27 protein-coding genes and 1 tRNA gene are annotated in these 23,353 nt (G+C 73.7%); 25 read left to right on the plus strand and 3 right to left on the minus strand.

Going from position 1 to position 23,353, the window contains the following annotated elements:
• Window positions 1-53: 53 nt before the first annotated feature.
• The gene (gene hisS, locus D4B81_RS13065; protein WP_122263046.1) at window positions 54-1,472 is read left to right on the plus strand and encodes a histidine--tRNA ligase; all 1,419 of its coding nucleotides are present in this window, start codon (window positions 54-56) and stop codon (window positions 1,470-1,472) included.
• A gap of 182 nt (window positions 1,473-1,654) precedes the next feature.
• Here the strand turns inward: hisS and D4B81_RS13070 are convergent, their stop codons facing one another.
• Window positions 1,655-2,368: a peptidylprolyl isomerase gene (locus D4B81_RS13070; protein WP_122263047.1), complete on the minus strand. Its 714-nt coding sequence runs from the start codon at window positions 2,366-2,368 to the stop codon at window positions 1,655-1,657.
• Between the two features lie 108 nt (window positions 2,369-2,476).
• On the opposite strand from D4B81_RS13070, the gene D4B81_RS13075 reads away from it, so the two are divergent.
• From D4B81_RS13075 to hisIE, 9 genes are all read left to right on the plus strand, one after another.
• Window positions 2,477-2,803, plus strand: coding sequence for a YerC/YecD family TrpR-related protein (locus D4B81_RS13075; protein WP_122263048.1), 327 nt, complete (start codon window positions 2,477-2,479; stop codon window positions 2,801-2,803).
• Between the two features lie 103 nt (window positions 2,804-2,906).
• Window positions 2,907-3,815 (plus strand): ATP phosphoribosyltransferase, encoded by a 909-nt coding sequence (hisG, locus tag D4B81_RS13080; RefSeq protein WP_122263049.1) that lies wholly within the window; start codon window positions 2,907-2,909, stop codon window positions 3,813-3,815.
• Window positions 3,812-5,161, plus strand: a complete 1,350-nt coding sequence (gene hisD / locus D4B81_RS13085; RefSeq protein WP_122263050.1) for a histidinol dehydrogenase — start codon at window positions 3,812-3,814, stop codon at window positions 5,159-5,161. Before hisG ends, hisD begins: the two co-directional genes overlap by 4 nt.
• On the plus strand, window positions 5,158-6,246 hold the full coding sequence (gene hisC / locus D4B81_RS13090) for a histidinol-phosphate transaminase (protein WP_122263051.1): 1,089 nt from the start codon (window positions 5,158-5,160) through the stop codon (window positions 6,244-6,246). Before hisD ends, hisC begins: the two co-directional genes overlap by 4 nt.
• A complete protein-coding gene (gene hisB / locus D4B81_RS13095; protein ID WP_122263052.1) occupies window positions 6,243-7,349 on the plus strand; it encodes a bifunctional histidinol-phosphatase/imidazoleglycerol-phosphate dehydratase HisB in 1,107 nt (368 codons plus the stop codon). The genes hisC and hisB overlap by 4 nt, the downstream gene beginning before the upstream one ends.
• Window positions 7,346-7,957, plus strand: a complete 612-nt coding sequence (hisH, locus tag D4B81_RS13100) for an imidazole glycerol phosphate synthase subunit HisH (protein WP_122263053.1) — start codon at window positions 7,346-7,348, stop codon at window positions 7,955-7,957. Before hisB ends, hisH begins: the two co-directional genes overlap by 4 nt.
• A gap of 35 nt (window positions 7,958-7,992) precedes the next feature.
• A complete protein-coding gene (gene hisA, locus D4B81_RS13105; protein ID WP_237565986.1) occupies window positions 7,993-8,742 on the plus strand; it encodes a 1-(5-phosphoribosyl)-5-[(5-phosphoribosylamino)methylideneamino]imidazole-4-carboxamide isomerase in 750 nt (249 codons plus the stop codon).
• Window positions 8,739-9,530 carry an imidazole glycerol phosphate synthase subunit HisF gene (gene hisF / locus D4B81_RS13110; protein WP_122263055.1) on the plus strand — a complete coding sequence of 264 codons (792 nt, stop codon included), beginning with the start codon at window positions 8,739-8,741 and terminating at the stop codon, window positions 9,528-9,530. The genes hisA and hisF overlap by 4 nt, the downstream gene beginning before the upstream one ends.
• Window positions 9,527-10,228 carry a bifunctional phosphoribosyl-AMP cyclohydrolase/phosphoribosyl-ATP diphosphatase HisIE gene (hisIE, locus tag D4B81_RS13115; protein WP_122263056.1) on the plus strand — a complete coding sequence of 234 codons (702 nt, stop codon included), beginning with the start codon at window positions 9,527-9,529 and terminating at the stop codon, window positions 10,226-10,228. Before hisF ends, hisIE begins: the two co-directional genes overlap by 4 nt.
• A 6-nt stretch (window positions 10,229-10,234) precedes the next feature.
• On the opposite strand, the gene D4B81_RS13120 is transcribed toward hisIE, so the two are convergent.
• Together D4B81_RS13120 and D4B81_RS13125 are read right to left on the minus strand one after the other, a co-directional pair.
• Entirely contained in the window at window positions 10,235-10,963 is a 729-nt protein-coding gene (locus D4B81_RS13120) for an alpha/beta fold hydrolase (RefSeq protein WP_202613694.1), read from the minus strand.
• Complete coding sequence (locus D4B81_RS13125; RefSeq protein WP_122263057.1) at window positions 10,960-11,565, minus strand: hypothetical protein; 606 nt, start codon at window positions 11,563-11,565, stop codon at window positions 10,960-10,962. The genes D4B81_RS13120 and D4B81_RS13125 overlap by 4 nt, the downstream gene beginning before the upstream one ends.
• Before the next feature lie 70 nt (window positions 11,566-11,635).
• Between D4B81_RS13125 and D4B81_RS13130 the strand changes: the two genes are divergently transcribed.
• The 15 genes from D4B81_RS13130 (at window position 11,636) to D4B81_RS13200 (ending at window position 23,302) form a co-directional block, all read left to right on the plus strand.
• The gene (locus D4B81_RS13130) at window positions 11,636-12,256 is read left to right on the plus strand and encodes a hypothetical protein (protein ID WP_122263058.1); all 621 of its coding nucleotides are present in this window, start codon (window positions 11,636-11,638) and stop codon (window positions 12,254-12,256) included.
• A complete protein-coding gene (locus D4B81_RS13135; RefSeq protein WP_237565987.1) occupies window positions 12,253-13,224 on the plus strand; it encodes a site-specific tyrosine recombinase XerD in 972 nt (323 codons plus the stop codon). Before D4B81_RS13130 ends, D4B81_RS13135 begins: the two co-directional genes overlap by 4 nt.
• Before the next feature lie 238 nt (window positions 13,225-13,462).
• Window positions 13,463-14,278 carry a ParA family protein gene (locus tag D4B81_RS13140; RefSeq protein ID WP_202613700.1) on the plus strand — a complete coding sequence of 272 codons (816 nt, stop codon included), beginning with the start codon at window positions 13,463-13,465 and terminating at the stop codon, window positions 14,276-14,278.
• 11 nt (window positions 14,279-14,289) lie between these two features.
• Window positions 14,290-15,180, plus strand: coding sequence for a segregation and condensation protein A (locus D4B81_RS13145; protein ID WP_122263060.1), 891 nt, complete (start codon window positions 14,290-14,292; stop codon window positions 15,178-15,180).
• The gene (gene scpB, locus D4B81_RS13150; protein ID WP_122263061.1) at window positions 15,177-15,818 is read left to right on the plus strand and encodes an SMC-Scp complex subunit ScpB; all 642 of its coding nucleotides are present in this window, start codon (window positions 15,177-15,179) and stop codon (window positions 15,816-15,818) included. Before D4B81_RS13145 ends, scpB begins: the two co-directional genes overlap by 4 nt.
• On the plus strand, window positions 15,815-16,969 hold the full coding sequence (locus tag D4B81_RS13155) for a pseudouridine synthase (protein WP_122263062.1): 1,155 nt from the start codon (window positions 15,815-15,817) through the stop codon (window positions 16,967-16,969). Before scpB ends, D4B81_RS13155 begins: the two co-directional genes overlap by 4 nt.
• 57 nt (window positions 16,970-17,026) lie before the next feature.
• A complete protein-coding gene (gene cmk, locus D4B81_RS13160; RefSeq protein WP_122263063.1) occupies window positions 17,027-17,767 on the plus strand; it encodes a (d)CMP kinase in 741 nt (246 codons plus the stop codon).
• A complete protein-coding gene (locus D4B81_RS13165; RefSeq protein ID WP_122263064.1) occupies window positions 17,764-18,645 on the plus strand; it encodes a sulfurtransferase in 882 nt (293 codons plus the stop codon). The genes cmk and D4B81_RS13165 overlap by 4 nt, the downstream gene beginning before the upstream one ends.
• On the plus strand, window positions 18,642-19,124 hold the full coding sequence (locus D4B81_RS13170; protein WP_122263065.1) for a SufE family protein: 483 nt from the start codon (window positions 18,642-18,644) through the stop codon (window positions 19,122-19,124). Before D4B81_RS13165 ends, D4B81_RS13170 begins: the two co-directional genes overlap by 4 nt.
• A complete protein-coding gene (der, locus tag D4B81_RS13175) occupies window positions 19,121-20,680 on the plus strand; it encodes a ribosome biogenesis GTPase Der (RefSeq protein WP_122263066.1) in 1,560 nt (519 codons plus the stop codon). The genes D4B81_RS13170 and der overlap by 4 nt, the downstream gene beginning before the upstream one ends.
• 95 nt (window positions 20,681-20,775) lie before the next feature.
• Window positions 20,776-21,252 (plus strand): VOC family protein, encoded by a 477-nt coding sequence (locus D4B81_RS13180; RefSeq protein WP_122263067.1) that lies wholly within the window; start codon window positions 20,776-20,778, stop codon window positions 21,250-21,252.
• A 74-nt stretch (window positions 21,253-21,326) separates the two neighbouring features.
• Window positions 21,327-21,400: transfer RNA gene (locus D4B81_RS13185), tRNA-Pro, on the plus strand.
• A gap of 95 nt (window positions 21,401-21,495) precedes the next feature.
• Window positions 21,496-22,089 carry a CDP-alcohol phosphatidyltransferase family protein gene (locus tag D4B81_RS13190; RefSeq protein WP_122263068.1) on the plus strand — a complete coding sequence of 198 codons (594 nt, stop codon included), beginning with the start codon at window positions 21,496-21,498 and terminating at the stop codon, window positions 22,087-22,089.
• Complete coding sequence (locus D4B81_RS13195) at window positions 22,086-22,970, plus strand: DUF881 domain-containing protein (RefSeq protein ID WP_122263069.1); 885 nt, start codon at window positions 22,086-22,088, stop codon at window positions 22,968-22,970. The genes D4B81_RS13190 and D4B81_RS13195 overlap by 4 nt, the downstream gene beginning before the upstream one ends.
• Entirely contained in the window at window positions 22,970-23,302 is a 333-nt protein-coding gene (locus tag D4B81_RS13200; RefSeq protein WP_097187442.1) for a small basic family protein, read from the plus strand. The genes D4B81_RS13195 and D4B81_RS13200 overlap by 1 nt, the downstream gene beginning before the upstream one ends.
• Window positions 23,303-23,353 lie beyond the last annotated feature (51 nt).

A 23,353-nucleotide genomic window follows, 5' to 3' on the forward strand; every position in this document is an offset into this window, starting at 1 on the left:
AGGGCCCGGGCGGGCGGGCGGGCGCCCATCAGCCCCGACGTAGACTGCCCGGCGTGATCACCCCCCGCACGCCGTCCGGAACCTTCGAGCTGCTGCCCCCGGAGCAGATCGCCTTCCAACGGATGCTGGACGCCATCCGCGCCGGCTACGAGCGGTTCGGGTTCCTCCCGGTCGAGACGCCGGTCTTCGAGCGCAGCGAGGTGCTGCTGACCAAGACCGGCGGCGAGACCGAGCGCCAGGTCTACTTCGTGCAGTCCACCGGTGCGCTCGAGAAGGCGCGCGACGCGGCCGGTGAGGGGGACGCGGAGGGCGAGGAGGCGGCATACCCCGAGCTCGCCCTGCGCTTCGACCTGACGGTGCCGCTGGCCCGCTACGTCGCCGAGCACGAGCACCAGCTGACCTTCCCGTTCCGCCGCTACCAGATGCAGCGGGTCTACCGCGGGGAGCGGCCCCAGCGGGGGCGGTTCCGCGAGTTCTACCAGTGCGACGTCGACATCATCGGCAAGGACGAGCTGTCGGTCCGCCACGACGCCGAGTGCCCGGCGATCATCCACGCGATCTTCACCGACCTGGCCATCGGCGCGTTCACGATCCAGGTCAACAACCGCAAGCTCCTGCGCGGGTTCTACGAGGACCTCGGGATCGTGGACGGCGAGCAGCAGGCGGCGGTCCTGCGCGAGGTCGACAAGCTGGACAAGCGCGGCGAGGAATACCTGCGCACGACGCTGACCGGTGAGGACTTCGGGCTCGCGGAGGACGTCGTCGAGCAGATCCTCTCCTTCGTGCAGGTGCGCTCCACCGGGCACGACGACGCCCTCGCGCGGCTCGCCGCGGTCGAGGCGGCGTCGCGGGGGAGCCAGGCGCTGGCCGAGGGGGTCGCCGAGCTGCGTGAGGTGCTCACGCTGGTGCGGGCGCTCGGCGTGCCGGAGCAGGACTACCGCCTCAACTTCTCGATCGCCCGCGGCCTGGACTACTACACGGGGACGGTCTACGAGACCGTCCTGGACGACCACCCCGAGATCGGGTCGATCTGCAGCGGCGGCCGCTACGACAACCTCGCGGGGCAGTACACCCGGTCCCGGCTGCCGGGCGTCGGGATCTCGATCGGGCTGTCCCGGCTGTTCTGGCAGCTGCGCGAGGCGGGCATCCTGCAAGCCTCGACGGCTCGCTCGACCGTGCAGGTGCTCGTCCCCCAGGTGGACGCCGCGCTGCTCGACGACCAGCTGGCGCTGGCCTCGCACCTGCGCCACGGCGGGATCAACACCGAGGCGGTGCTCGACGGGGGCAAGCTCGGCAAGCAGCTGCGGTATGCCGACCGCGCTGGGATCCGCTTCGTCGCGATCCTGGGGCCGCAGGAGGTGGGCGAGGGCACCGTGACGATCAAGGACCTGCGCCGACAGGACCAGTTCACCGTGCCCCGGGCCGAGGTCGTGGCGGCGCTGCGTGTGGAGCTCGCCCAGCCCGAGGTCTGAGCCTGCGGCACACGCCCCCGACCGCCGACTCACAGGCGCGAAACCTGCGGAACGGCGGATGCATCTGGCCGGATGAAGGGCTCAACGCCTGTGAGTCGGGGTGGGGGCGTCGGGGGTGGCGGCGTCGGGGGTGGCGGCGTCGGGGTGGGGGCGTCGGGGGGTGAGGGCGTCGAGGGTGGGGCTCAGCCCTCGTCGACCTCGACGGAGAGGATGCTGACGGGCTGCGCGGGCGGGCCGTCGGGGGCGCCGCCCTCGGCCCCTGCCGCGGCGATCGCCTCAACGATGTCGAGACCCTCGGTCACCCGGCCGAACACGCTGTAGCCACCGCCGTCGGTCGGCAGCTGGGTCTCCTCGTAGACCACGAAGAACTGCCCGCCGTTGCTCTCCGGGTCGGCGGTGCGGGCCATCGCGAGCGTGCCGGCGGGGTAGACGCCGGCCTCGGGGGCGTTCTCGATGCCGTAGCCGTAGCCCGGGTTGCCGCGGCCGGTGCCGGAGGGGTCGCCGCACTGCAGGACGAAGATGCCCGAGGTGGTCAGGCGGTGGCAGGGGCTGTCGTCCCAGTAGCCCTCCTCGGCGAGGAAGGCGAAGGAGGCCACGGTCTGCGGGGCGGCGGCCGCGTCGAGCTCGAGCACGATGTCGCCGCAGGTGGTGGTCAGGGTCGCGGTCAGGGTGGCCGGGTCGCCGGTCAGCGGCTGCGGCAGGTCGTCCTGGGTGAAGCTGCGGACGTCGGCCGGGGCCGCGGGCGGCTCCTCGCAGGCCAGTGCGGCACCGTCGGCACCGGTGGCGGACACGGTCGCCGTGTCCTGCGCCCCGGGGAAGGTCGCGTTCCCCGAGCCGCAGCCGGCCAGGGGGATGGCGAGGACCGACAGGAGCACGGGGAGGGAGCGGCGGCGCATGCCGCACACCCTAGTAGCGGGCGCCCGCAGGCAGCCGATGCGGTTCCCCACCGTCGCTCGTGTTAGCGTACTAGCGCGTTATTACACACCGCCACCAGGAGTACATCGATGAAGCAGCGCGAGGACGGTCCGGAGCGGGCCCGTCAGGTCCGGGCCCAGCTGGCCCAGGTCGTCGCCGCCCTCACCGACCCCGTCGAGGTCGACGCCTTCCTCGAGGACCTGTGCACGCCGGCCGAGATCGAGGCGCTGGCCGACCGCTGGTCGGTCGTCCCCCTGCTGGCCCAGGGGATGTCCTACCGCCAGATCCACGAGGACACCGGGGTGAGCGTCACGACCGTGGGCCGCATCGCACGCTGCCTCGAGGGTGGCGCCGGCGGCTACCGGGCCGCGCTCGAGCATCATCCCGGCCGAACGCAGGCCGCCCCGACGCCCTGAGCACCGACCGGCACGCCCCAGCCCCGCACGACCCTCGCCCGACCCCGCGACGAACGCCCCGGCCCCGAGCCCACGGCATACCGACCCCTCCCGGAAGGCCCCGATGACCCCGCCCGCCCAGCCGCGCGACCGCCTCCGCGTCGCCGTCCAGAAGAGCGGCCGCCTCGGCGACCCCGCCCGCGAGCTGCTCGCCTCGTGCGGGCTGACGTGGCGCGAGAGCCGGGACCGGCTGTTCCTCTACGGCGAGAGCCTGCCCGTGGACGTGCTCCTCGTCCGCGACGACGACATCCCCGGGCTGATCGCCGACGGCGTCTGCGACCTCGGGGTGGTGGGGCGCAACGTCCTCGTCGAGCACGGGCTGGAGCACGAGGCCCAGGGGCGGGGGGTCCGGCTCACCGAGTGGCGCCAGCTGGGGTGGGGCGTCTGCCGCCTCGACGTCGCCGTCCCCGAGGACCTGGAGTGGACCGGCCCCGCGCAGCTCGAGGGGCTGCGCATCGCGACCTCCTACCCGCAGACCCTCGGACGCTGGCTGCGCGAGCAGGGGGTCGACGCCCAGCCGGTCGTCCTCAACGGCTCGGTCGAGATCGCCCCGCGCCTCGGGCAGGCCGACGTCGTGTGCGACCTCGTCTCCACCGGCGGCACGCTGCGCGCCAACCAGCTGCGCCCGGTGACGACCATCCTGGAGTCCGAGGCCGTCATCGCCGGGCCGGACCACACCCTCGAGGACGGCCGGCAGGAGATCGCCGACCTGCTGCTGCGTCGCCTCGACGGGGCGGTGCAGCTCAAGGAGGCGCGGCTGCTCATGCTCCGCACGGACCGTTCCCTGGTCGACACGGTCCTCCCGCTGCTGCCCGCGGGCCACGAGCCCACCGTGCTGCAGGTCGACGGGCGCGACGAGGTGTCCGTGCAGGTGCTGGTGCACGGCTCGGTGTCGTGGTCACGGCTCGAGGAGCTCAAGCGCGCCGGGGCCTCCAACCTCATGGTGCTGCCCGTGGAGGGGATGCTGGCATGAACGTCCTGACCTGGACCGAGCTGGGCGAGGCCGAGCGGGTGGAGGCCCTGCGCCGCGCCACCGCGGCGGCCGGCGCCGAGGTGACCGAGGGGGTGGCGGCGATCCTGGGGCAGGTCCGCGACCGGGGTGACGAGGCCCTGCGTGAGCTCACCGCCCGCCTCGACGGCGCCCGCCCCGCCCGGCTCGAGGTGCCGGTGGCCGACCGGGACGCCGCGGCGGCCGGTCTCGACCCCGAGCTGCGCGCGGCGATCACCGAGGCCGCCGGCCGCATCCGCGCCTTCCACGAGGCCGGGATGCAGTCGGGGTATGCCGTGGAGACCGCCCCCGGGGTGGTGTGCGAGCGTGTCGTCCGACCGATCCGCCGCGTCGGCCTCTACGTCCCCGCCGGCTCCGCGCCGCTGCCCTCCACCGCGCTCATGCTCGGTGTCCCCGCCCAGCTGGCCGGCTGCCCGGAGGTGGTGCTGTGCACCCCGCCCCGCCCGGACGGCACCGCCGACCCCGCCGTGCTCGCGGCGGCCGCCGAGTGCGGCATCGCCCGGGTCTTCGTCGTGGGTGGCGCGCAGGCGGTCGCTGCGATGGCGTACGGCACCGACTCGGTCCCACGGTGCGACAAGATCTTCGGTCCCGGCAACGCCTGGGTCACCGAGGCCAAGCGGCAGGTGTCGACGGCCGAGGGCGGACCCGGGATCGACATGCCGGCCGGGCCGTCGGAGGTGCTCGTCATCGCCGACGCCTCGGCCGACCCCGAGTTCGTCGCCGCCGACCTGCTCTCGCAGGCCGAGCACGGGCCGGACAGCCAGGTGGTGCTGCTGACCGACTCCCGGGCGCTGGCCGAGGCGGTCGCGGAGGAGGTGGAGGCTCAGGTCGAGACCCTGCCGCGGGCGGCGATCGCCCGCAAGGCCCTCGCGTCCAGCCGCCTCGTCGTCACCCCCGACCTCGCCACCGCGGTCGAGGTGTCCAACGACTACGCCCCCGAGCACCTCATCCTCGCGGTGCAGGACCCGCGGACCCTCCTCGCCGGGATCGAGCGGGCCGGGTCGGTGTTCCTGGGGATGATGACGCCGGAGACGCTCGGCGACTACTGCTCCGGGACCAACCACGTCCTCCCCACGGCCGGGGCCGCCCGGTTCACCGGTGGCGTCAACGTGTCTGCGTTCCAGATCGCCATGACGGTGCAGGAGGCGACCCCCGCCGGTCTGGAGCGGGTGGGTCCGACGGCGGTGGTGCTGTCGGGGGCCGAGCAGCTGCACGCGCACCAGCGCGCCGTCACCCGGCGGCTGGACCGCATCGTCGCCGGGCGCGCCGGCGTCGGGGGTCCGGCGGACACCGACGGGGTGCGCCCATGACCGGCTTCCCGGAGCACCTGCTGCGCGAGGACCTGCGCGACTTCACCGGCTACTCCTCGGCCCGCACGAGCGCGCCGGGGACGGCGACGCCGGCGCGGATCTGGCTGAACGCCAACGAGTCCGGCTACCCGAGCTCCGTGGACGTCGACGGCACCAGCCGCCGCTATCCCGACCCGCAGCCGTCCGCGCTCGTGGATGCCTTCGCCGACCTGTGGGCGACCACGCCGGACCGGGTCGTCGTCGGGCGCGGCAGCGACGAGATGATCGAGCTGCTGGTGCGGGCGCTGTGCCGCCCGGGCGGCGACGGGGTGGTCGTGACCCCACCGACCTTCGGGATGTATGCCGTCTCCGCCCGGCTCCACGGGTCGCCCGTCGTCGACGTGCCCCAGGTCGACGACGGCCTGACCTGGCGGGTCGACACCGACGCCGTCGCCGCCGCCGCCGTGGCGGCCGGGGCGAGGCTCGTCTTCCTGGCCTCGCCGGGCAACCCGACCGCCTCCGTCGTGCCGCTGCGGCAGGTGAGCGACCTGGCCGAGCGGCTGGCGGACCGCGCGGTCGTCGTGGTCGACGAGGCCTATGGCGAGTTCGCCTCGCAGCGCTCCGCCGTCACGCTGCTCGAGGAGCACCCCAACCTCGTCGTGCTCCGCACCCTGTCCAAGGCCCACGGCCTGGCCGGGCTGCGCGTCGGGCTCGCGCTGGTCCACCCCGACCTCGCCGTCGTGCTCCGCCGGGTGCAGGCGCCCTACCCCGTGCCCGTGCCGGTCGCCGAGCTCGCGCTGAGGGCCCTGACCCCCGAGGCGCTGGAGGCGACCCGCCAGCGGGTCGGGGGGACGCTGCGGCTGCGGGACCGCGCCGTGCGGGCCCTGCGCGACCTCGACGGGGTGCGGGCCATCTACGCCAGCGAGGCCAACTTCCTCCTCGTCCGCTGCGACGAGCCGGACCGCCTCCTGGACGTCCTGACCGCCGACGGCATCGTGGTGCGTGACATGCGCCACCTGCCCGGGCTCGACGACGCCCTCCGCATCACCATCGGCACCGACCTCGAGATGACCGCCCTCGACCGCGCACTGGGAGACCCCTCATGAGCCCGACCGCCCGCCCGATCTGCTTCGTCGACCGTGACGGGACGATCATCACCGAGCCGGAGGACCACCAGGTGGACCGCCTGGACAAGGTCGCCTTCGTCGACGGCGTGATCCCCGCGCTGCTGCGGATCCAGGACGCCGGCTTCGACCTCGTCATGGTGACCAACCAGGACGGCCTGGGCACCGACTCCTTCCCCCAGGAGGCCTTCGACGCGGCGCACGGCCTGGTGATGCAGGTCCTGACCAGCCAGGGGGTCCGCTTCCGGGAGGTCGTCGTGGACCCGCACCACGGCGGACCGGAGGCCCCGTGGACCCGCAAGCCGGGCATCGGTCGGGTCGTCCACCTCCTCAAGGACCACGGCGTCGACTGGTCCCGCTCCTTCATGGTCGGGGACCGCCTCTCCGACAAGCAGTTCGGCGACAACCTCGGCATCCGCACCTACCTGCTGCCCGCCGGCGCCGGCCTGGGGAGCGAGCTGCCCACGACGACCTGGCCGCAGATCGCCCACGCCGTCGTCGACCGACCCCGCACCGCCCGGGTGGAGCGCAGCACCAGCGAGACGCGCATCGTCGTCGACGTCGACCTCGACGGCACGCCCGGCGGCGTCGCCGAGACCGGGATCGGCTTCTTCGACCACATGCTCGACCAGCTCGCCAAGCACGGGGGCTTCGCGATGCGGGTGCGCTGCGACGGCGACCTCCACATCGACGACCACCACACCGTCGAGGACGTGGCCCTCGCCGTGGGCGAGGCGGTGCGGGAGGCGCTGGGCGACAAGCGCGGCATCGGTCGCTACGGCTTCACCCTGCCCATGGACGAGGCGCAGGCGACGGCGGCGATCGACCTGTCCGGGCGCCCGTACTTCCGCTACGAGGGCGCCTTCGACCGGCCGAGCGTCGGCGAGTTCTCCACCGAGATGGTCGAGCACTTCTGGCGCTCCTTCGCCGACGCGCTGCGGTGCACGCTGCACCTGTCCGTCACCGGGACCAACACCCACCACCAGGTGGAGGTCGGGTTCAAGGCCGTCGCCCGTGCCCTGCGCCAGGGCCTGGCCCGCTCGGGGGACGCCACCGAGCTCCCGTCCACGAAGGGGGTCCTGTGAGCGGACCCCGGATCGCTCTCGTCGACTCGGGCGGGACCAACATCGGGTCGGTCACGTATGCCCTGGAACGGCTGGGTGCGACGGCCCGCCTCACCTCCGACCCGGCCGACATCCTCGCCGCCGACCGGGTGATCCTGCCCGGCGTCGGCGCGGCCGCGGCCGGCATGCGCCGGCTCCGCGAGGCCGGCCTCGTCGAGACCCTGCACGAGGTCCAGGCGCCCCTCCTCGGCGTCTGCCTCGGTATGCAGCTGCTCTTCGACCGCTCCGCCGAGGACGGCGGGGTGGAGGCCCTCGGCCTCATCCCCGGGGACGTGGTCGCCATACCTCCCGCCCCGGGGGTGCGGGTGCCGCACATGGGCTGGAACGCCCTGGAGGGGCTGGCCGACGACCCGCTGCTGCGCGGCGTCGCACCGGGGGAGCGCGCCTACTTCGTGCACTCCTACGCCGCACCTGTCGGCGCCCGCACCGTCGCTACGACCACCCACGGCGGGGTGTGGTCGGCGGTCGTGCGCGACGGGCTACGGTGGGGCGCACAGTTCCACCCGGAGCGTTCCGCCGCGCTCGGCGCGCGACTCCTGCGTAACTTCATCGTCGAGGTCGGCCGATGACGCGCCACCTGTCCACCTCGACCGGAGAGCTTCCCGTGAGCACCCCCTTCACCGTCTACCCGGCCATCGACGTGAGAGGCGGGGCCGTGGTGCGCCTGCTGCGCGGCGACTACGAGAAGGAGACGCGCTACACCGACGACCCGGTCGCCGTCGCCACCAGCTACGCCCGCTCCGGCGCCCGGTGGCTGCACCTCGTCGACCTCGACGCGGCACGGGCGGGCGGCTACACGCTCCTGGAGACGCTCACCCGGATCGTCGACACGACCGGCCTCATGGTGCAGACCGGCGGCGGCGTCCGGTCCGCCGACGACGTGCATCGGCTGCTCGACGCCGGGGCGACCCGGGTCGTCGTGGGGTCGCTGGCGGTGGAGGATCCGGGCATGGTGACGGGCTGGCTGGAGACGTTCGGGCCCGAGCAGGTCACCGTGGCGCTCGACACGCGCACCGGCGACGACGGGGTGTGGGTGCTGCCGACGGCGGGCTGGACCTCGGTCGCCGACCAGGACCTCATCACCACGCTGCACCGCTACGACGCGTCGGGGCTGCGGCACGTGCTGTGCACGGACATCGGGCGGGACGGCACCCTGTCCGGCCCGAACTTCCACCTCTACACGATGCTCACCCGCTCGGCCCCCCACCTGCAGGTCCAGGCCTCCGGCGGCGCCCGGGACGTGGACGACGTGCGCGCCGCCCGGCGCCACGGCTGCGCCGGGATCATCCTCGGCAAGGCCCTCCTCGAGGGTCGCCTGACGGTGACCCAGGCGATCGAGGAGGAGGGGCTGTGACGCTCGCCCGCCGGATCATCCCCTGCCTGGACGTCCGGGACGGCCGCGTCGTCAAGGGCACGAGGTTCCGCGACCACCGCGACATGGGCGACATCGTGGAGCTGGCGACGCGCTACGCGGCCGAGGGCGCCGACGAGCTCGTCTTCTACGACATCACCGCCAGCCCCCAGAGCCGCGCGGTCGACGTCGAGTGGGTCCGCCGGGTGGCCAGGGTCATCGACATCCCCTTCTGCGTCGCCGGGGGAATCCGCTCGGTGGGGGCCGCCCGCGCGGTCCTGCACGCCGGCGCGGACAAGGTCTCCGTCAACACGCCGGCCACCCAGCGACCAGATCTGGTCAGCGAGCTCGCCGACGCCTTCGGGGTGCAGTGCGTCGTCGTCGGCGTCGACAGCCTGCGCGACGAGGACGGCGTCTGGCGGATCCGCCAGCTCACCGGCGACCCCGACGCCACCCGGGCCCTGCCCGTCCCCACCCTCGAGTGGGTCCCGCAGGTGGTCGGTCTCGGGGCCGGCGAGGTCGTCCTCAACTGCATGGGCTCGGACGGCGTGCGCTCCGGGTATGACGTGGAGCAGCTGGCCGCCGTCCGTGCCGTCTGCGCCGTGCCACTCATCGCCAGCGGCGGGGCCGGCGCCCCGGAGCACTTCACCGAGGTCTTCCGCGACGCCGACGTCGACGGGGCGCTCGCCGCGACCGTCTTCCACTCCGGCGCCATCTCGATCCCCGCCCTCAAGCGCGACCTGGCCGCGGCGGGGCTCGTGGTCCGCGAGGTCCCGGGGGCCGCGGCGTGATCCCGCTGCGCCCGGAGGGTCTCGGCGTGGCGGACGTGGACTTCGCCAAGGCGGGCGGCCTGGTCCCGGGCGTCGTCCAGCACGCCCGCACCGGACAGGTGCTGATGGTGGGGTTCCTCGACGAGGGGGCGCTCGCCGCCACCCTGGAGACGGGGCTCGCCACGTTCTGGTCCCGCAGCCGCGGGACGTCGTGGACCAAGGGGGAGACCAGCGGCAACGTGCTGCGGGTCGAGGCGGTCGAGGTGGACTGCGACCGAGACACCCTGCTCCTGCACGCCCTCCCCGCCGGGCCGACGTGCCACACCGGTGACGACACCTGCTTCGGCCCCGACGCCCTCGCCCCCGAACCCACACCGACCGACGGGTCGGCGCGGACGGGCCGGGGGGTCGGCGCGGACACCCCGACGGGACGGCACGGTCAGCACTTCCTGCCCGAGCTGGACGCCGTGGTGGCGAGCCGCAGGGCGGAGCTGCCCGAGGGCTCCTACACGACGCGCCTGTTCACCGACGGCGTCCGGCGCATCGCGCAGAAGGTCGGGGAGGAGGGCGTCGAGACGGCGCTCGCCGCCGTGGCCCAGGACGACGACGCCCTGCTGGGGGAGTCCGCGGACCTGGTGTACCACCTGCTCGTCCTGCTGCGCGCGCGGGGACTCGGGCTCGAGGACGTCGAGCGGGTGCTGCGCCAGCGGCACGGCTGACCCGGCTCAGCGCACCAGCTCTCGCGCGTAGCGGTCGAGCCTCGCCGCCACCTCGTCCGGCCGGCTCAGCATCGCCGAGTGGCTGCCCGGCACCTCGTCCACGTCCAGCCCCAGCCGGTCCCGGGCCAGCCGGCGCTGGAACGCGGGCGGGAAGAACCTGTCGTCCCGTCCCACCAGCACGCGCGTCGGCACGTCTGGCCAGGCGGTGAGCGGCCAGGGGTCCAGGAACGGACGGGAGGACTGGTCCCGGGTGTGCCGCCCCGCCTCGGCGAAGAGCTCCGTCGGGACGTCGTGGCCGAACACGACGGCCGGGTCCTCCAGCGTGCAGGCGTCCAGCCCCAGCCGGAGGGCCTCGGCCTCCATGGCCTGCCGCTGCCCGGTGACCTCCCACCACTCGCCGCCGGTCTCGCCCGGCGCGGGGATCATCGGGTTGAGCAGCACCAGGAGGGCGACGGGCACGAGGTCGCAGAGCAGTGGCGCCGTCATCGCACCCATCGACTGGCCCACGACGACCAGCGGTGCCGGCCCCCCGGGCGCGCACGCGGCGGCCACCCGGGCGTATGCCGTGAGTCCCGCCTCCTCGTCGTCGGCGGGCAGGTCCACGGCCACCGCCCGGTGACCGCGGGCGTGCAGGCCGCGCGCGACGAGGTGCCAGGACGACGCGGCACCGCCCGCGCCCGGGATGAGCAGGAAGGTCGTGATGCTCCTCCGACCAGCGCGGGCGACCGGAGTCATCGACGCGACCGGAGACCGACCTGCCCGAGCTCCAGGTCCGCCAGCGCTCGCAAGGACGAGGGATCACCGGAGCGGAAGGCGCCCACGGGGTCCGCGAGGACGGCCTGCAGCCGGCGCGGGTCCTGGCGCACGAGCGCCCGCAGCGCGAGCAGCTCGATGGACTCCGGGTCGTCCAGCTCGCGGCCCAGCGCGGATGCCCGACGCATCCACGTCACCCGCACGAGCAGCCACAGCAGCACGACGAGCAGGACCGGCGTCGCCGCGGTCGTCAGGGAGACGACCATCGCGACCGTCGACACCGACCGCTCGAGCGTGTCGCCGGCGTCCACCAGGTCGGCACCGACGCCTGCGGCCCCGGTGAAGGGCGCGTCCAGCCGGTCCCCGACGAGGGGGATCTCGGTCACCGTGGCTGCGGCCTCGGTCATCCGGTCGCGCAGCGAGGTGCCGGCGTCCCGCAGCGGATCCGCAGGGGCGGCGAGCGTCATCACCAAGCCGTGCACCCACCGCGCGACGAGCACCCAGAGCACCACCCAGGCCGCCACGAGGAGGTCCATGAGCACCTGACGGGTGTGGCGTCCGGGGGAGTCGGCATACCAGCGCATGGGGCCCAGTCTCTCCCGACCAGATCAGTCCCGACCGCAACGCTGCGGCGCGGTGGGACATCATCGGGGCATGACGCCTCTGAAGCTGGTGGTCCTGGGGATCCTGGTCGTTGCCCTCGACCTCGACGTGGGCACGGTCGACCTTCTCCTCGACCCCGTGGGGTACGGCCTCGTCGTGCTCGGCGTGCACCGGGTCGCCCACCTGCACGCCGCCCTCCCCTGGGCGCGTGCCGCCGCAGGTGCGGGACTCGTCGCCTCGGTGCCGGCCCTCCTCCTCCGGCGGCTGGAGACGGACGTGACCGGTGAGGGCGGCTTCACCACCACCACCCACCGCCTCGTCGAGCACCCCGTCCCCGTCGCGGTGGAGGCCCTGGCGCAGGCGGCCTTCGTGATCACGGTGTGCACCGCCCTGATCGCCCTCGCGACGAGCGACAGGGTCCGCGCCCCGGCCAGAGTGCTCCGGTGGGCGCTCCCGGCCGTCGACCTGTTCGCCGTCCTCCTGGGCCTCGTCCTTTTCGCGCTGACGGGCGACGGCGACGTCGAGGTCGCGCCCGGCCCACTGGCCGCGCTGGCCCTCCTGCTCGTCGTCGTGACCCTCGTCCTGGCGGTCTGGTTCGTCGTGGTGCTCGTCCGGGCGTCCCGCGAGCCGGCCCTGTCGGGCGGCCACGCCCCTGCGGTGATCGCCGGGTGAGCGGACCCGTCCGGCCACCGAGGCCCCGCACCCCGCTGCGACGCGCCACGGACGGCTGGCTGGACCATCTGCGGGTCGAGCGGGGGCGCTCGGAGCACACCCTGCGCGCCTACCGCCGGGACACGGACCGCTACCTTTCGTTCCTCGCCACGCAGGGCGTCGACGCCCCGGCGGGGGTGCGCGAGAAGCACGTCACCGACTTCCTGGCCCACCTGCGTCGCGGTGACGAGGAGCATCCGCCGCTGGCCGCGACCTCGGCGGCCCGCACGGTGGTGGCTGTCCGCGGCCTGCACCGCTTCCTGGCGCTCGAGGGGGAGGTGGCCGGCGACCCCTCGGAGGACGTCCGCCCGCCCGCCCCTCCCCGGAGGCTGCCGAAGGCGCTCACGGTCGGCGACGTCGAACGGCTCCTGCAGGCGGCCGCGCTCGGCGACGGCCCGGCGGCCCTGCGGGACCGCGCCCTGCTGGAGGTGCTCTACGGCTGCGGCGCCCGCGTCAGCGAGGCGATCGCCCTGGACCTGGACGACCTGGAGCTCGGCCGGGCCGAGGACGGGACCGGGGGAGTGGTTCGCCTCTTCGGCAAGGGTCGCAAGGAGCGGATCGTGCCCATGGGTCGCTACGCCCGCGACGCGCTGGACGCCTGGCTGGTCCGGGGCCGGCCAGGGATGGCCAGGGCCGGCCGCGGGACCCCTGCCGTCTTCGTCAACGCCCGTGGCGGCCGCCTGTCCCGGCAGTCGGCTTGGAGCGCGATCAAGGCGGCGGCGGACCGCGCCGGGCTGCGCGGTGACGTGTCGCCGCACACGCTGCGCCACTCGTTCGCGACCCACCTCCTCGACGGGGGCGCGGACGTGCGGGTGGTGCAGGAGCTGCTGGGCCACGCCTCCGTCACCACCACGCAGATCTACACCCACGTGTCGACGCAGCACCTGCGGGAGGTCTACGCCCAGGCGCACCCGCGGGCGCGCGGCTGACGGCCACCCGAACGGTCAACCCGACGTCCGGGAGGGAGAAGCCTCGACCTGAGGTCGAGGTTGACGGGAGGGGTCCCGACGCACGCGAACCGTTAGTGTCGGCCAGATCGGCGGGAGGCCGACCCCGACGCGAGCGAGGCTGGAGAACTACGTGAACCGCGAGGCACACGCCACCTACGACCGCCTGCCGGGCACCGAGTCCACGGGCGTGGGGCAGGACGGTCCGACCGGTCGCCCGATGCCCGACTTCCCGACCCCGCCCCCGCTGGACGGCCACGGCCCCGCCCGCATCATCGCGATGTGCAACCAGAAGGGCGGCGTCGGCAAGACGACGAGCACCATCAACCTCGGGGCGGCCCTGGCCGAGTACGGCCGCAAGGTCCTCATGGTGGACTTCGACCCCCAGGGCGCGCTCTCGGTGGGCTTCGGCATCCGCACCAACGACCTCGACGTCACCGTCTACAACCTCCTCGTGGAGCGCGGCCACGACGTGCGCGACGTCATCCTGCCCACCCGCGTCCCGGGCATCGACATCCTCCCGGCCAACATCGACCTCTCCGCGGCGGAGGTGCAGCTCGTGGGGGAGGTCGCGCGCGAGCAGATCCTGGCCAGGGTGCTGCGGCCGGTCCTCGACGACTACGACGTCATCCTCATCGACTGCCAGCCCTCGCTCGGGCTGCTGACCGTCAACGCCCTCACGGCCGCGCACGGGGTGCTGATCCCGCTCGAGTGCGAGTTCTTCGCGATGCGCGGGGTGGCCCTGCTGATCGAGACGATCGAGAAGATCACCGACCGGCTCAACCCGCGGCTGGAGATCGACGGCATCCTCGCCACGATGTACGACGGGCGGACCCTCCACTCCCGCGAGGTCGTCCGCAGCGTCGTGGACCACTTCGCCGACATCGTGTTCCACACCGTGATCAGCCGCACCGTCAAGTTCCCCGACGCGACCCTGGCCGCCGAGCCGATCACGACCTACGCCGCCACCCACGCGGGTGCCGAGGCCTACCGCCAGCTGGCGCGCGAGCTCGTCGCGCGCGGCGGCGCGCCCTGACGGACCCGGGTATGCCGTCCACCTCGCCGCCGGGGGCCACCCCGGGCGGCGTGCTCAGCGGGAGCCGGGGGTCCTTCGAGGTCCACCTCGACGTCTTCTCGGGCCCGTTCGAGCTGCTGCTGGGGCTGATCGCCAAGCATCGGCTGGACGTCACCGAGATCGCGCTGGCGAGCGTGACGGACGAGTTCGTCGCCCACCTGCGGGCGGTCCAGGCCACCGACGCGGACTGGGACCTGTCCCAGGCCAGCGAGTTCGTCCTCATCGCGGCGACCCTGCTGGACCTCAAGGCGGCCCGCCTGCTGCCGAACGCGCGGGAGGACGACGAGGAGGACCTCGCCCTGATCGAGGCCCGCGACCTGCTGTTCGCCCGGCTCCTGCAGTACCGCGCGTTCAAGAAGGTCGCGGACGAGCTGCGGCTGCGCACGGAGGGCGTGGGCCGGATCTTCGCCCGGGACGTCGGGGTCGAGGAACGGTTCGCGGCGCTGCTGCCCGAGATCGTCCTCGGTGTCAGCCCCGAGCAGCTGGCGATGATCGCCGGCCGGGCGATGATCCCCCGGCCCACCCCGACCGTGGGGCTGACCCACCTGCACGCACCCCAGGTCTCGGTCCGCGAGCAGGCCTCCCTGCTGGTGGCACGCCTGCGGGAGCGGGGCAGCGCCAGCTTCCGCGACCTCGTCGCGGACGCCGACACCACCCTGGTCATCGTCGCCAGGTTCCTGGCGCTCCTCGAGCTCTTCCGCGACACCCTGGTCACCCTCGAGCAGCAGGAGGCGCTCGGGGAGATCCTGGTCCGCTGGACCGGGCCGACCAGCGGCGAGGTGGCGGTCCACGACGAGTTCGACGACGAGGACGAGGGCGGCGTGCACACAGGCGCCGCCAACGGGGAGGATGGGAACCGATGAACGAGCACAGCGATCACGACGCGGGCGGCGGACCCGCCGACGGGCCGGCCGAGGGCCACCAGGTGGCCATCGACGTCGACGCGTTCCCCGGCGGCGCCCGGTCGGCGGTGGAGGCGGTGCTCATGGTCGTCGACGAGCCGGTGACCGAGGAGTCGCTCGCCGAGGCGCTGGAGCTGGCGGTGGAGGACGTCGGCCGGGTGCTCGACGAGCTGGCCAGGGACTACGCCGAGTCGGAGCGCGGGTTCATGCTGCGTCGGCTCGGCGGCGGCTGGCGCATCTACACCCGCCCGGAATATGCGAGCGTCGTCGAACGCTTCCTCCTCGGCGGTCAGCAGGCCCGACTGACCCAGGCGGCTCTCGAGACGCTGGCCGTCATCGCCTACCGGCAACCCGTGAGCCGGGCCCGCATCGGCGCGGTCCGCGGCGTCAACGTCGACGGGGTCGTGCGCACGCTGCTGGCCCGGGGCATGGTGACCGAGACCGGTCAGGACCCCACCGGCGGCGCGGTGCTCTACGGCACCACCGACCTTTTCCTCCAGCGCATGGGACTGGACTCACTCGACGACCTGCCCGCTCTCGCGCCCTACCTGCCCTCGGCAGAGGTGCTCGAGGAGCTGGCGGCGGAAGGACTGGCATGAACGATCGAAGCGGTGGACGGCGCGGAGGCGGAGGCTCAGGCTCCGGCCGCGGTGGTTCGGGGTCGGGAGGCTCCGGGCGTGGCGGCTCAGCGTCGGGAGGCTCCGGACGCGGCGGCTCGGGGGCCGGGCGCGGAGGGTCAGGCTCGGGCGGGTCTGGCCGCGGAGGCTCAGGTTCCGCAGGCCCCGGGCGCGGTGGCCCCGGCTCGGGTCGCACCGGCGGCTCCGGCCGCGGCGGCACCGGCGCGGGCCGGCCGGGTGGCGCCGGTTCCGGGCGCGGGTCGAGCGCGGGTTCGGGCCGGCCGGGTGCCTCCGGACGACCCGGGTCGTCGGCCGGCGGCGGACCGCGCCGCGCCGGCAGCGCGACGCCACCCCCTCGTCGTCCCCGTCAGGCTCCGCGCACCGGCCCCCCCGTCGACGTGCACGACCCCGACGGCATCCGGCTGCAGAAGCTGCTCGCCGGGGCGGGCTTCGGGAGCCGCCGTGCCTGCGAGAAGCTCATCTCCGACGGGCGGGTGCAGGTGGACGACCAGGTCGTCACCGAGCTCGGTGTCCGTGTCGACCCCGCCAAGCAGGTGGTCCGGGTCGACGGCGACCGCGTCGTGCTCGACTCGGACAAGGTCTACCTCGCCTTCAACAAGCCCGCCGGCGTCGTCTCGACGATGCACGACGAGGAGGGTCGACCCTGCCTGGCGGACTACGTGGGCCACCTGTCCCAGCGGCTGTTCCACGTCGGGCGGCTCGACCAGGACACCGAGGGTCTGCTGCTGCTGACCAACGACGGCGAGCTCGCCCACCGGCTGCAGCACCCGGCCTACGGCATCCCCAAGACCTACGTCGCCCAGGTGCACGGCGTCGTCGCCAAGGACGTCGGCAAGCAGCTCCGCGCCGGGATCGAGCTCGAGGACGGCCCCGCGAAGGTCGACTCCTTCAAGCTGGTCGACTCGCTCCCCGGTCACTCCATCGTGCAGGTGGTCCTGCACGAGGGCCGCAAGCACATCGTCCGGCGGCTGATGGAGGAGGTCGGCTACCCGGTCGAGGTTCTCTCGCGCGTGCAGGTCGGGCCGGTGCGCCTCGCCGAGCTGCGCACCGGGCGCTACCGCGCGCTGTCCTCGGAGGAGGTCGCGCAGCTCTACCGCGCGGCCCAGCTGTGAGGCCCTCCGGCCCCCGGGGCGCCCGGCCCGTCCGGTCGGCGCGGGTAGGCTTGGCGGGTGCCTGACGCTCCCATCACCGTCGCCATCGACGGACCCAGCGGGTCCGGGAAGTCCTCGGTCTCCAAGGCCGTCGCCCGGACCCTCGGCGTCGCCTACCTCGACACCGGCGCCATGTACCGCGCGCTCGCGTGGTGGGCCCTCGACCGCGGTCTGGACCTCACGGACCAGGCAGCGGTGGCCCGGGCCGCCCACGACCTCCCGCTGGAGATCGGCACCGACCCGGACGACGTCACGGTGCGGGTCGACGGCACCGACGTGACCGAGGCGATCCGCCAGACCCGGATCAGCTCGCAGGTCTCGGCCGTCGCCACCAACCTCGACGTCCGCGCCGAGCTGCGCCGCCGCCAGCGCGAGCTCATCGAGCAGGCCCGCCACGATCACGGCGGCGTGGTGGCCGAAGGACGTGACATCACCACCGTCGTCGCGCCGGACGCCGAGCACCGCATCCTCGTGACCGCCTCGGAGGAGGCCCGGCTGGCGCGCCGCTCCACCGAGCTGCACGGCGGTGCCGGGGCGGAGCTCCTCGCCGCGACCCGCGACCAGATCGTGCGCCGCGACCGGGACGACTCGACCGTGAGCGCGTTCTTCGTGCCCGCCGAGGGCGTGGTGGGGATCGACACCTCGGAGCTGTCCTTCGAGGAGTCGGTCCAGGCGGTCCTCGACGTCGTCCAGGCCGGAGTCGCCAGCCCCACCTCACCTGCCCCGCTGCACACCCCCGAGACCCAGGAGTCCCGATGACCACCACCTCCGAGCCCACCCCGGCCGACGACCGCATCGCCGGTTACGCCCACCCCGAGCGCCTGGTGACGACCGCCTGGCTCGCCGAGCACCTCCACGAAGAGGGCCTCGTGGTCCTGGAGTCCGACGAGGACGTCCTGCTCTACGACACCGGACACATCCCCGGCGCCCTCAAGCTGGACTGGCACACCGACCTCAACGACCCCCTGACCCGTGACTACGTCGACGGCGAGCGCTTCGCGCAGGTGATGGGGGAGCGCGGCATCGACCGCGGGACCACCGTCGTGATCTACGGCGACAAGTCCAACTGGTGGGCGGCCTACGCCCTGTGGGTGATGACCCTCTTCGGCCACGAGGACGTGCGCCTGCTCGACGGCGGCCGCGCCGCCTGGGTCGCCGAGGGTCGCGAGATGACCACCGAGGTCCCCGAGGTCCAGCCGGCCGACTACCCGGTCGTGGAGCGCGACGACACCGCAGTCCGGGCCTTCAAGGCCGACGTGCTGGAGCACCTCGGCAAGCCGATGGTCGACGTCCGCTCGCCCGGGGAGTTCTCCGGGGAGCTGCTGCACATGCCCGACTACCCGCAGGAGGGCGCGATGCGCGGCGGGCACATCCCCGGTGCCCGGTCGGTGCCGTGGGCGCGCGCCGCCAACGAGGACGGCACCTTCCGCAGCCGCGAGGAGCTCGAGGCCATCTACCTGCAGGAGCAGGGGCTCGCTCCCTCGGACGACGTCGTCGCCTACTGCCGCATCGGGGAGCGGTCCAGCCACACCTGGTTCGTGCTGACCCACCTGCTCGGCTTCGAGAAGGTCCGCAACTACGACGGCAGCTGGACCGAGTGGGGCAACTCCGTCGGCGTCCCCGTGGAGCGCTCGTGACCGCCACCGCCGAGCCCGGCGCCGGCCTGCCCGCGGCGCTCGCGGAGCTGGCCGAGGACTTCTCCGCCGTCACCGAGCGGGAGCGGCTCCAGCTCCTCCTCGAGATCAGCCGGGAGCTGCCGGAGCTGCCCGAGCGCTACGCCGGCCACCTGGAGAGCATGGAGCGCGTCGACGAGTGCCAGTCGCCGCTCTTCCTCGCCGTGGAGGTCGGTGACGACCCGGACCGCACGGTGCGGCTCTTCTTCGACGCGCCCCCCGAGGCCCCCACCACCCGCGGGTTCGCGGGCATCCTGCACGAGGGGCTGGACGGTCTGCCCGCCGAGGACGTCCTGCAGGTGCCGGACGACGCGGCCTACCGCTTCGGGCTCTCGGCCGCCGTGTCGCCGCTGCGCATGCGCGGCATGGTCGCCATGCTGGGGCGGATCAAGCGGCAGGTGCGCCTGCGCCGAGACGCCCTCGCGGCGGGCGGCACGGCATGAGCACCGACGAGCAGCACCCCGTCGACCCCGGGGCGGACGGGGTCGAGGTCGTGTGGACCGGCGGCGACGACCCCGACCACCCGGTCCGGCCCGGGCCGGACCCCACCGAGGACGACGCGCAGCTCGAGAACGCGCTGCGGGCGGGCCTGGAGGAGTTCGAGCTCTCCGACGAGGACCGCGACCTGGTCGAGCGCGGCGGGCCCGGCGAGGACGACGAGGAGCACGAGGAGTCCCGTCCCGTCGTGGCCGTGGTCGGGCGTCCCAACGTGGGCAAGTCGAGCCTGGTCAACCGGATCATCGGCCGCCGGGAGGCGGTCGTCGAGGACGTCCCCGGGGTGACCCGGGACCGCGTCGCCTACGACGCCGACTGGGCCGGCCGGCGCTTCACGCTGGTCGACACCGGCGGCTGGGAGGTCGACGCGACCGGGATCCACCTGCGGGTGGCCGAGCAGGCCGAGGTCGCGGTCCAGCTCGCCGACGTCGTGATCTTCGTCGTGGACGCGACCGTGGGCGCCACCGACACCGACGAGCAGGTCGTCCGCCTCCTGCGGCGCTCCCGCAAGCCCGTCGTCCTGGTCGCCAACAAGGTGGACGACCAGCGGATGGAGGGGGAGGCGGCGTCGCTGTGGTCCCTCGGTCTGGGCCAGCCGTGGCCCGTCTCCGCGCTGCACGGACGCGGGTCCGGCGACGCGCTCGACGCCGTCCTCGACGTGCTACCGGACACGTCGTCCGTCTTCGGCGCCTACCAGCGCGGCGGTCCGCGCCGCGTGGCCCTCCTCGGGCGGCCGAACGTCGGCAAGTCCTCCCTGCTCAACAAGCTCGCCGGCGAGGAGCGGGTCGTCGTCGACGAGGTGGCGGGCACCACGCGCGACCCCGTCGACGAGCTCATCCAGCTCGCCGACAGCGGCAAGGTATGGCGTTTCGTCGACACCGCGGGCATCCGCCGGAGGGTGCACCAGACCCGGGGCGCGGACTTCTACGCCTCCCTCCGGACGCAGACCGCGCTGGAGAAGGCCGAGGTCGCGGTCGTGCTGATCGACGTCTCCGAGCCGATCGCCGAGCAGGACATCCGGGTGGTGCAGCAGGTCGTCGACGCCGGCCGGGCGCTCGTCATCGCCTACAACAAGTGGGACCTGATGGACGAGGAGCGCCAGTACTACCTGGAGCGGGAGATCGAGCGCGAGCTGGTCCAGATCCCGTGGGCGCCCCGGGTCAACATCTCGGCCGCCACCGGACGGCACGTGGCGAGGCTGGAGCCCGCTCTCGAGCTCGCCCTGGCGTCCTGGGACCGGCGGGTGCCGACCTCCCGGCTCAACGCCTTCCTCGGCGAGGTCGTGGCGGGTCACCCGCACCCGGTACGCAGCGGCAAGCAGCCGCGCATCCTCTTCGCCACCCAGGCGGACACCCGCCCCCCGAGGTTCGTGCTCTTCGCGTCCGGCTTCATCGAGGCCGGCTACCGCCGCTTCCTGGAGCGGCGGCTGCGCGAGGAGTTCGGCTTCGAGGGCACGCCGATCGAGATCTCGGTGCGGGTGAGGGAGCGACGCTCGCGACGCTGACCCACCCGGGCGATGAGTGTGGCGCGCCGGGGAGGTCTACCCGAGCATCGACATACCCCACCCGACCGGGCGGGACCGCACCGAGGAGGATCCGCATGGCCACCCTGAGCACCTGTCTGTGGTTCGACGACCAGGCTGAGGAGGCGGCGCGGTTCTACACCTCCGTGTTCCCGAACTCGCACGTGGTCGGTGGCGCGCCCTACGCCGCCGAGACGCCGAGCGACAAGGAGGTCGGCTCGGTCATGACGGTGGACTTCGAGCTCGACGGTCGCCCGTTCACCGCGCTCAACGGTGGACCGCAGTTCAGCTTCACCGAGGCCGTCTCGCTGGTCGTCCGCACCCGCGGGCAGGAGGAGACGGACCGCTACTGGGACGCCCTCCTCGCCGACGGCGGGGAACCCTCCATGTGCGGCTGGCTGAAGGACCGTTTCGGCCTCTCCTGGCAGATCGTGCCCGAGGAGCTCGACGCGCTGCTGGGCGACCCCGACCCCGAGCGTGCGCGCCGCGCCATGGAGGTCATGCTCACCCAGCGCAGGATCGACATCGCCGAGATCCGGCGCGCGGTCGACTGACCAGCGGGGGCGGGGGACGGGATTGGGTCGGCGCCACCCGCATGGGTTATCTTTGACCCTGCCCGAGAGGGCCTCGGGCTGTGGCGCAGCTTGGTAGCGCACTTGACTGGGGGTCAAGGGGTCGCAGGTTCAAATCCTGTCAGCCCGACCGAGAGAAGTGCCGCAGGGGCGGTTCCGGAGAAGTCCGGGACCGCCCCTGCGGCGTGGCGGGGAGCGACGGGGCGGCCAACTAGACTCCCGGTCATGAGCGTGGACCCGGGGGTGACGAGTCGGCTGCTCACGGTGCCCAACGTGCTGAGCATCGTGCGGCTGCTGCTCCTGCCCGTCTTCGTGGTTCTCCTCCTCACCGACCGGCTGCTCTGGGCGGCCGCCGTCCTGGCCGTCGCCAGCCTCACCGACTACCTCGACGGCAAGATCGCCCGCGGCTACGGACTGGAGAGCCGGTTCGGGCAGCTGCTGGACCCGATCGCCGACCGGCTCTACATCGCCACCACGCTCCTGGGCCTCGCGTGGGTCGGTGCCCTGCCGTGGTGGCTCCTGGTCGTGCTGGTGGCCCGCGACGCGTTTATCCTGTCCATGGCTCCGCTGGTCACGCGACTGCGTCTGCCGATCCCCCCGGTGGACTTCGTCGGCAAGGCCGCCACCTTCTGCCTGCTCGGCGCGTTCCCCCTGCTGCTCGTGGGAGCGGTGGACGGGTGGTGGACGGCTGCGTCGCTGGTCGTCGGCTGGGCCCTCACCTGGTGGGGGACGGTCCTGTACTGGGTGACGGGTCTCATCTACGCCTGGCAGGTGCGCGACATGCTGCGTCAGCGCCGCACGACGGCGGCGGTCCGATGAGGTGGCTGCAACGGGGTTCGGCCGAGCGCAACCCCGACCCGGCCGCCTCCATGGCCCTGCTGGAGGAGGTGCTGGACCCGCCCGTCGGGCCGGGCTACCACTCGGCGGCCCGGGCCCGGGAGGACGCCGGACTGCCCGCCTCCTCCGGCTTCGGGACGGCTCTGATGTTCGTCGTCTCCCTGGTCCTCGGACTCCTCGTCACCGTCTCCGCCGTCACCCTCCGCGCGCCCGACCCCGCGTCGGCCGCCACGCGGACCGGCCTCATCGAGCGGATCGAGGCGGCCCAGGTGGCCGGTGACGAGCAGGCCCGGCGCGTCGAGGAGCTGCGCAGCGAGATCCTGGCGCTGGAGCAGCAGCAGGCGGCCGCCGAGTCCGGATCGGAGGGGGAGCGCAGCATCGCGGCCTCCGCGCTGCGCGCCGGGGCGCAACCGGTGCAGGGACCCGGGGTCGTGGTGACCCTGCAGGACGCCGAGAGTCCTGCGGGCGAGGCGCCGGGGGAGGACACCCAGCCGGAGCGGGTCAACGCGAGGGACCTGCAGCTCGTCGTCAACGGGCTGTGGGCCGCCGGCGCCGAGGCGATCGCCGTCAACGACCACCGTCTCACCAGCACCTCGGCGATCAGGTTCGCCGGTGAGGCCATCATCGTCGACTTCCGCGGCCTCGCCCCGCCCTACGTGGTGGCGGCCATCGGCGACCCGGAGCGCCTCGAGGGCGAGACCTCGGTCGGGATCACCGGTGCCTACCTGTCCGAGCTGCGCCGTCAGCTGGGGTTGCGCACGTCCGTGACGACCGAGCAGACGATCACGCTCCCGGCCGCCCAGCGGCTCACGACCCGCGTGGGCCAGGTGCCCGACGACCCGACCTCGACGCAGGAGAACTGATGATCCCCGTACTGGGACTGGTGGTGGGCATCGTGCTCGGCCTCGTGCTGAGCCCCGAGGTGCCCGTCTGGATCGCCCCGTACCTGCCGATCGCCGTGATCGCGGCGCTGGACGCGGTGTTCGGCGCGGTCCGTGCCTCGCTGGAGGGCATCTTCAACGACCGGGTCTTCGTCATCTCCTTCCTCTCCAACGTCGTCGTCGCCGCGCTGATCGTCTTCCTCGGCAACCAGCTGGGCGTCGGGGCGCAGCTCTCCACGGGTGTGGTGGTCGTCCTCGGGCTGCGCATCTTCTCCAACGTCGCCGTGATCCGCCGGCACCTCCTGGGGGCCTGATGGCGGCACGATCCACACGGTCCCCCCGGGTCCGCCGACGACCGGTCAACC

It is taken from the genome of Ornithinimicrobium cerasi, from assembly GCF_003702705.1.
GTDB classification, from domain to species: Bacteria; Actinomycetota; Actinomycetes; order Actinomycetales; family Dermatophilaceae; genus Ornithinicoccus; species Ornithinicoccus cerasi.

Excerpts from the sequence above, each read along its gene's own strand:
- D4B81_RS13070 (WP_122263047.1), bottom strand. The coding sequence starts at position 2,368 with ATGCGCCGCCGCTCCCTCCCCGTGCTCCTGTCGGTCCTCGCCATCCCC.
- D4B81_RS13075 (WP_122263048.1), top strand. The coding sequence starts at position 2,477 with ATGAAGCAGCGCGAGGACGGTCCGGAGCGGGCCCGTCAGGTCCGGGCC.
- hisG (WP_122263049.1), top strand. The coding sequence starts at position 2,907 with ATGACCCCGCCCGCCCAGCCGCGCGACCGCCTCCGCGTCGCCGTCCAG.
- hisD (WP_122263050.1), top strand. The coding sequence starts at position 3,812 with ATGAACGTCCTGACCTGGACCGAGCTGGGCGAGGCCGAGCGGGTGGAG.
- hisC (WP_122263051.1), top strand. The coding sequence starts at position 5,158 with ATGACCGGCTTCCCGGAGCACCTGCTGCGCGAGGACCTGCGCGACTTC.
- hisB (WP_122263052.1), top strand. The coding sequence starts at position 6,243 with ATGAGCCCGACCGCCCGCCCGATCTGCTTCGTCGACCGTGACGGGACG.
- D4B81_RS13120 (WP_202613694.1), bottom strand. The coding sequence starts at position 10,963 with ATGACTCCGGTCGCCCGCGCTGGTCGGAGGAGCATCACGACCTTCCTG.
- D4B81_RS13125 (WP_122263057.1), bottom strand. The coding sequence starts at position 11,565 with ATGCGCTGGTATGCCGACTCCCCCGGACGCCACACCCGTCAGGTGCTC.
- D4B81_RS13130 (WP_122263058.1), top strand. The coding sequence starts at position 11,636 with ATGACGCCTCTGAAGCTGGTGGTCCTGGGGATCCTGGTCGTTGCCCTC.
- D4B81_RS13140 (WP_202613700.1), top strand. The coding sequence starts at position 13,463 with ATGCCCGACTTCCCGACCCCGCCCCCGCTGGACGGCCACGGCCCCGCC.
- D4B81_RS13145 (WP_122263060.1), top strand. The coding sequence starts at position 14,290 with ATGCCGTCCACCTCGCCGCCGGGGGCCACCCCGGGCGGCGTGCTCAGC.
- scpB (WP_122263061.1), top strand. The coding sequence starts at position 15,177 with ATGAACGAGCACAGCGATCACGACGCGGGCGGCGGACCCGCCGACGGG.
- D4B81_RS13155 (WP_122263062.1), top strand. The coding sequence starts at position 15,815 with ATGAACGATCGAAGCGGTGGACGGCGCGGAGGCGGAGGCTCAGGCTCC.
- D4B81_RS13165 (WP_122263064.1), top strand. The coding sequence starts at position 17,764 with ATGACCACCACCTCCGAGCCCACCCCGGCCGACGACCGCATCGCCGGT.
- der (WP_122263066.1), top strand. The coding sequence starts at position 19,121 with ATGAGCACCGACGAGCAGCACCCCGTCGACCCCGGGGCGGACGGGGTC.
- D4B81_RS13180 (WP_122263067.1), top strand. The coding sequence starts at position 20,776 with ATGGCCACCCTGAGCACCTGTCTGTGGTTCGACGACCAGGCTGAGGAG.
- D4B81_RS13190 (WP_122263068.1), top strand. The coding sequence starts at position 21,496 with ATGAGCGTGGACCCGGGGGTGACGAGTCGGCTGCTCACGGTGCCCAAC.
- D4B81_RS13195 (WP_122263069.1), top strand. The coding sequence starts at position 22,086 with ATGAGGTGGCTGCAACGGGGTTCGGCCGAGCGCAACCCCGACCCGGCC.
- D4B81_RS13200 (WP_097187442.1), top strand. The coding sequence starts at position 22,970 with ATGATCCCCGTACTGGGACTGGTGGTGGGCATCGTGCTCGGCCTCGTG.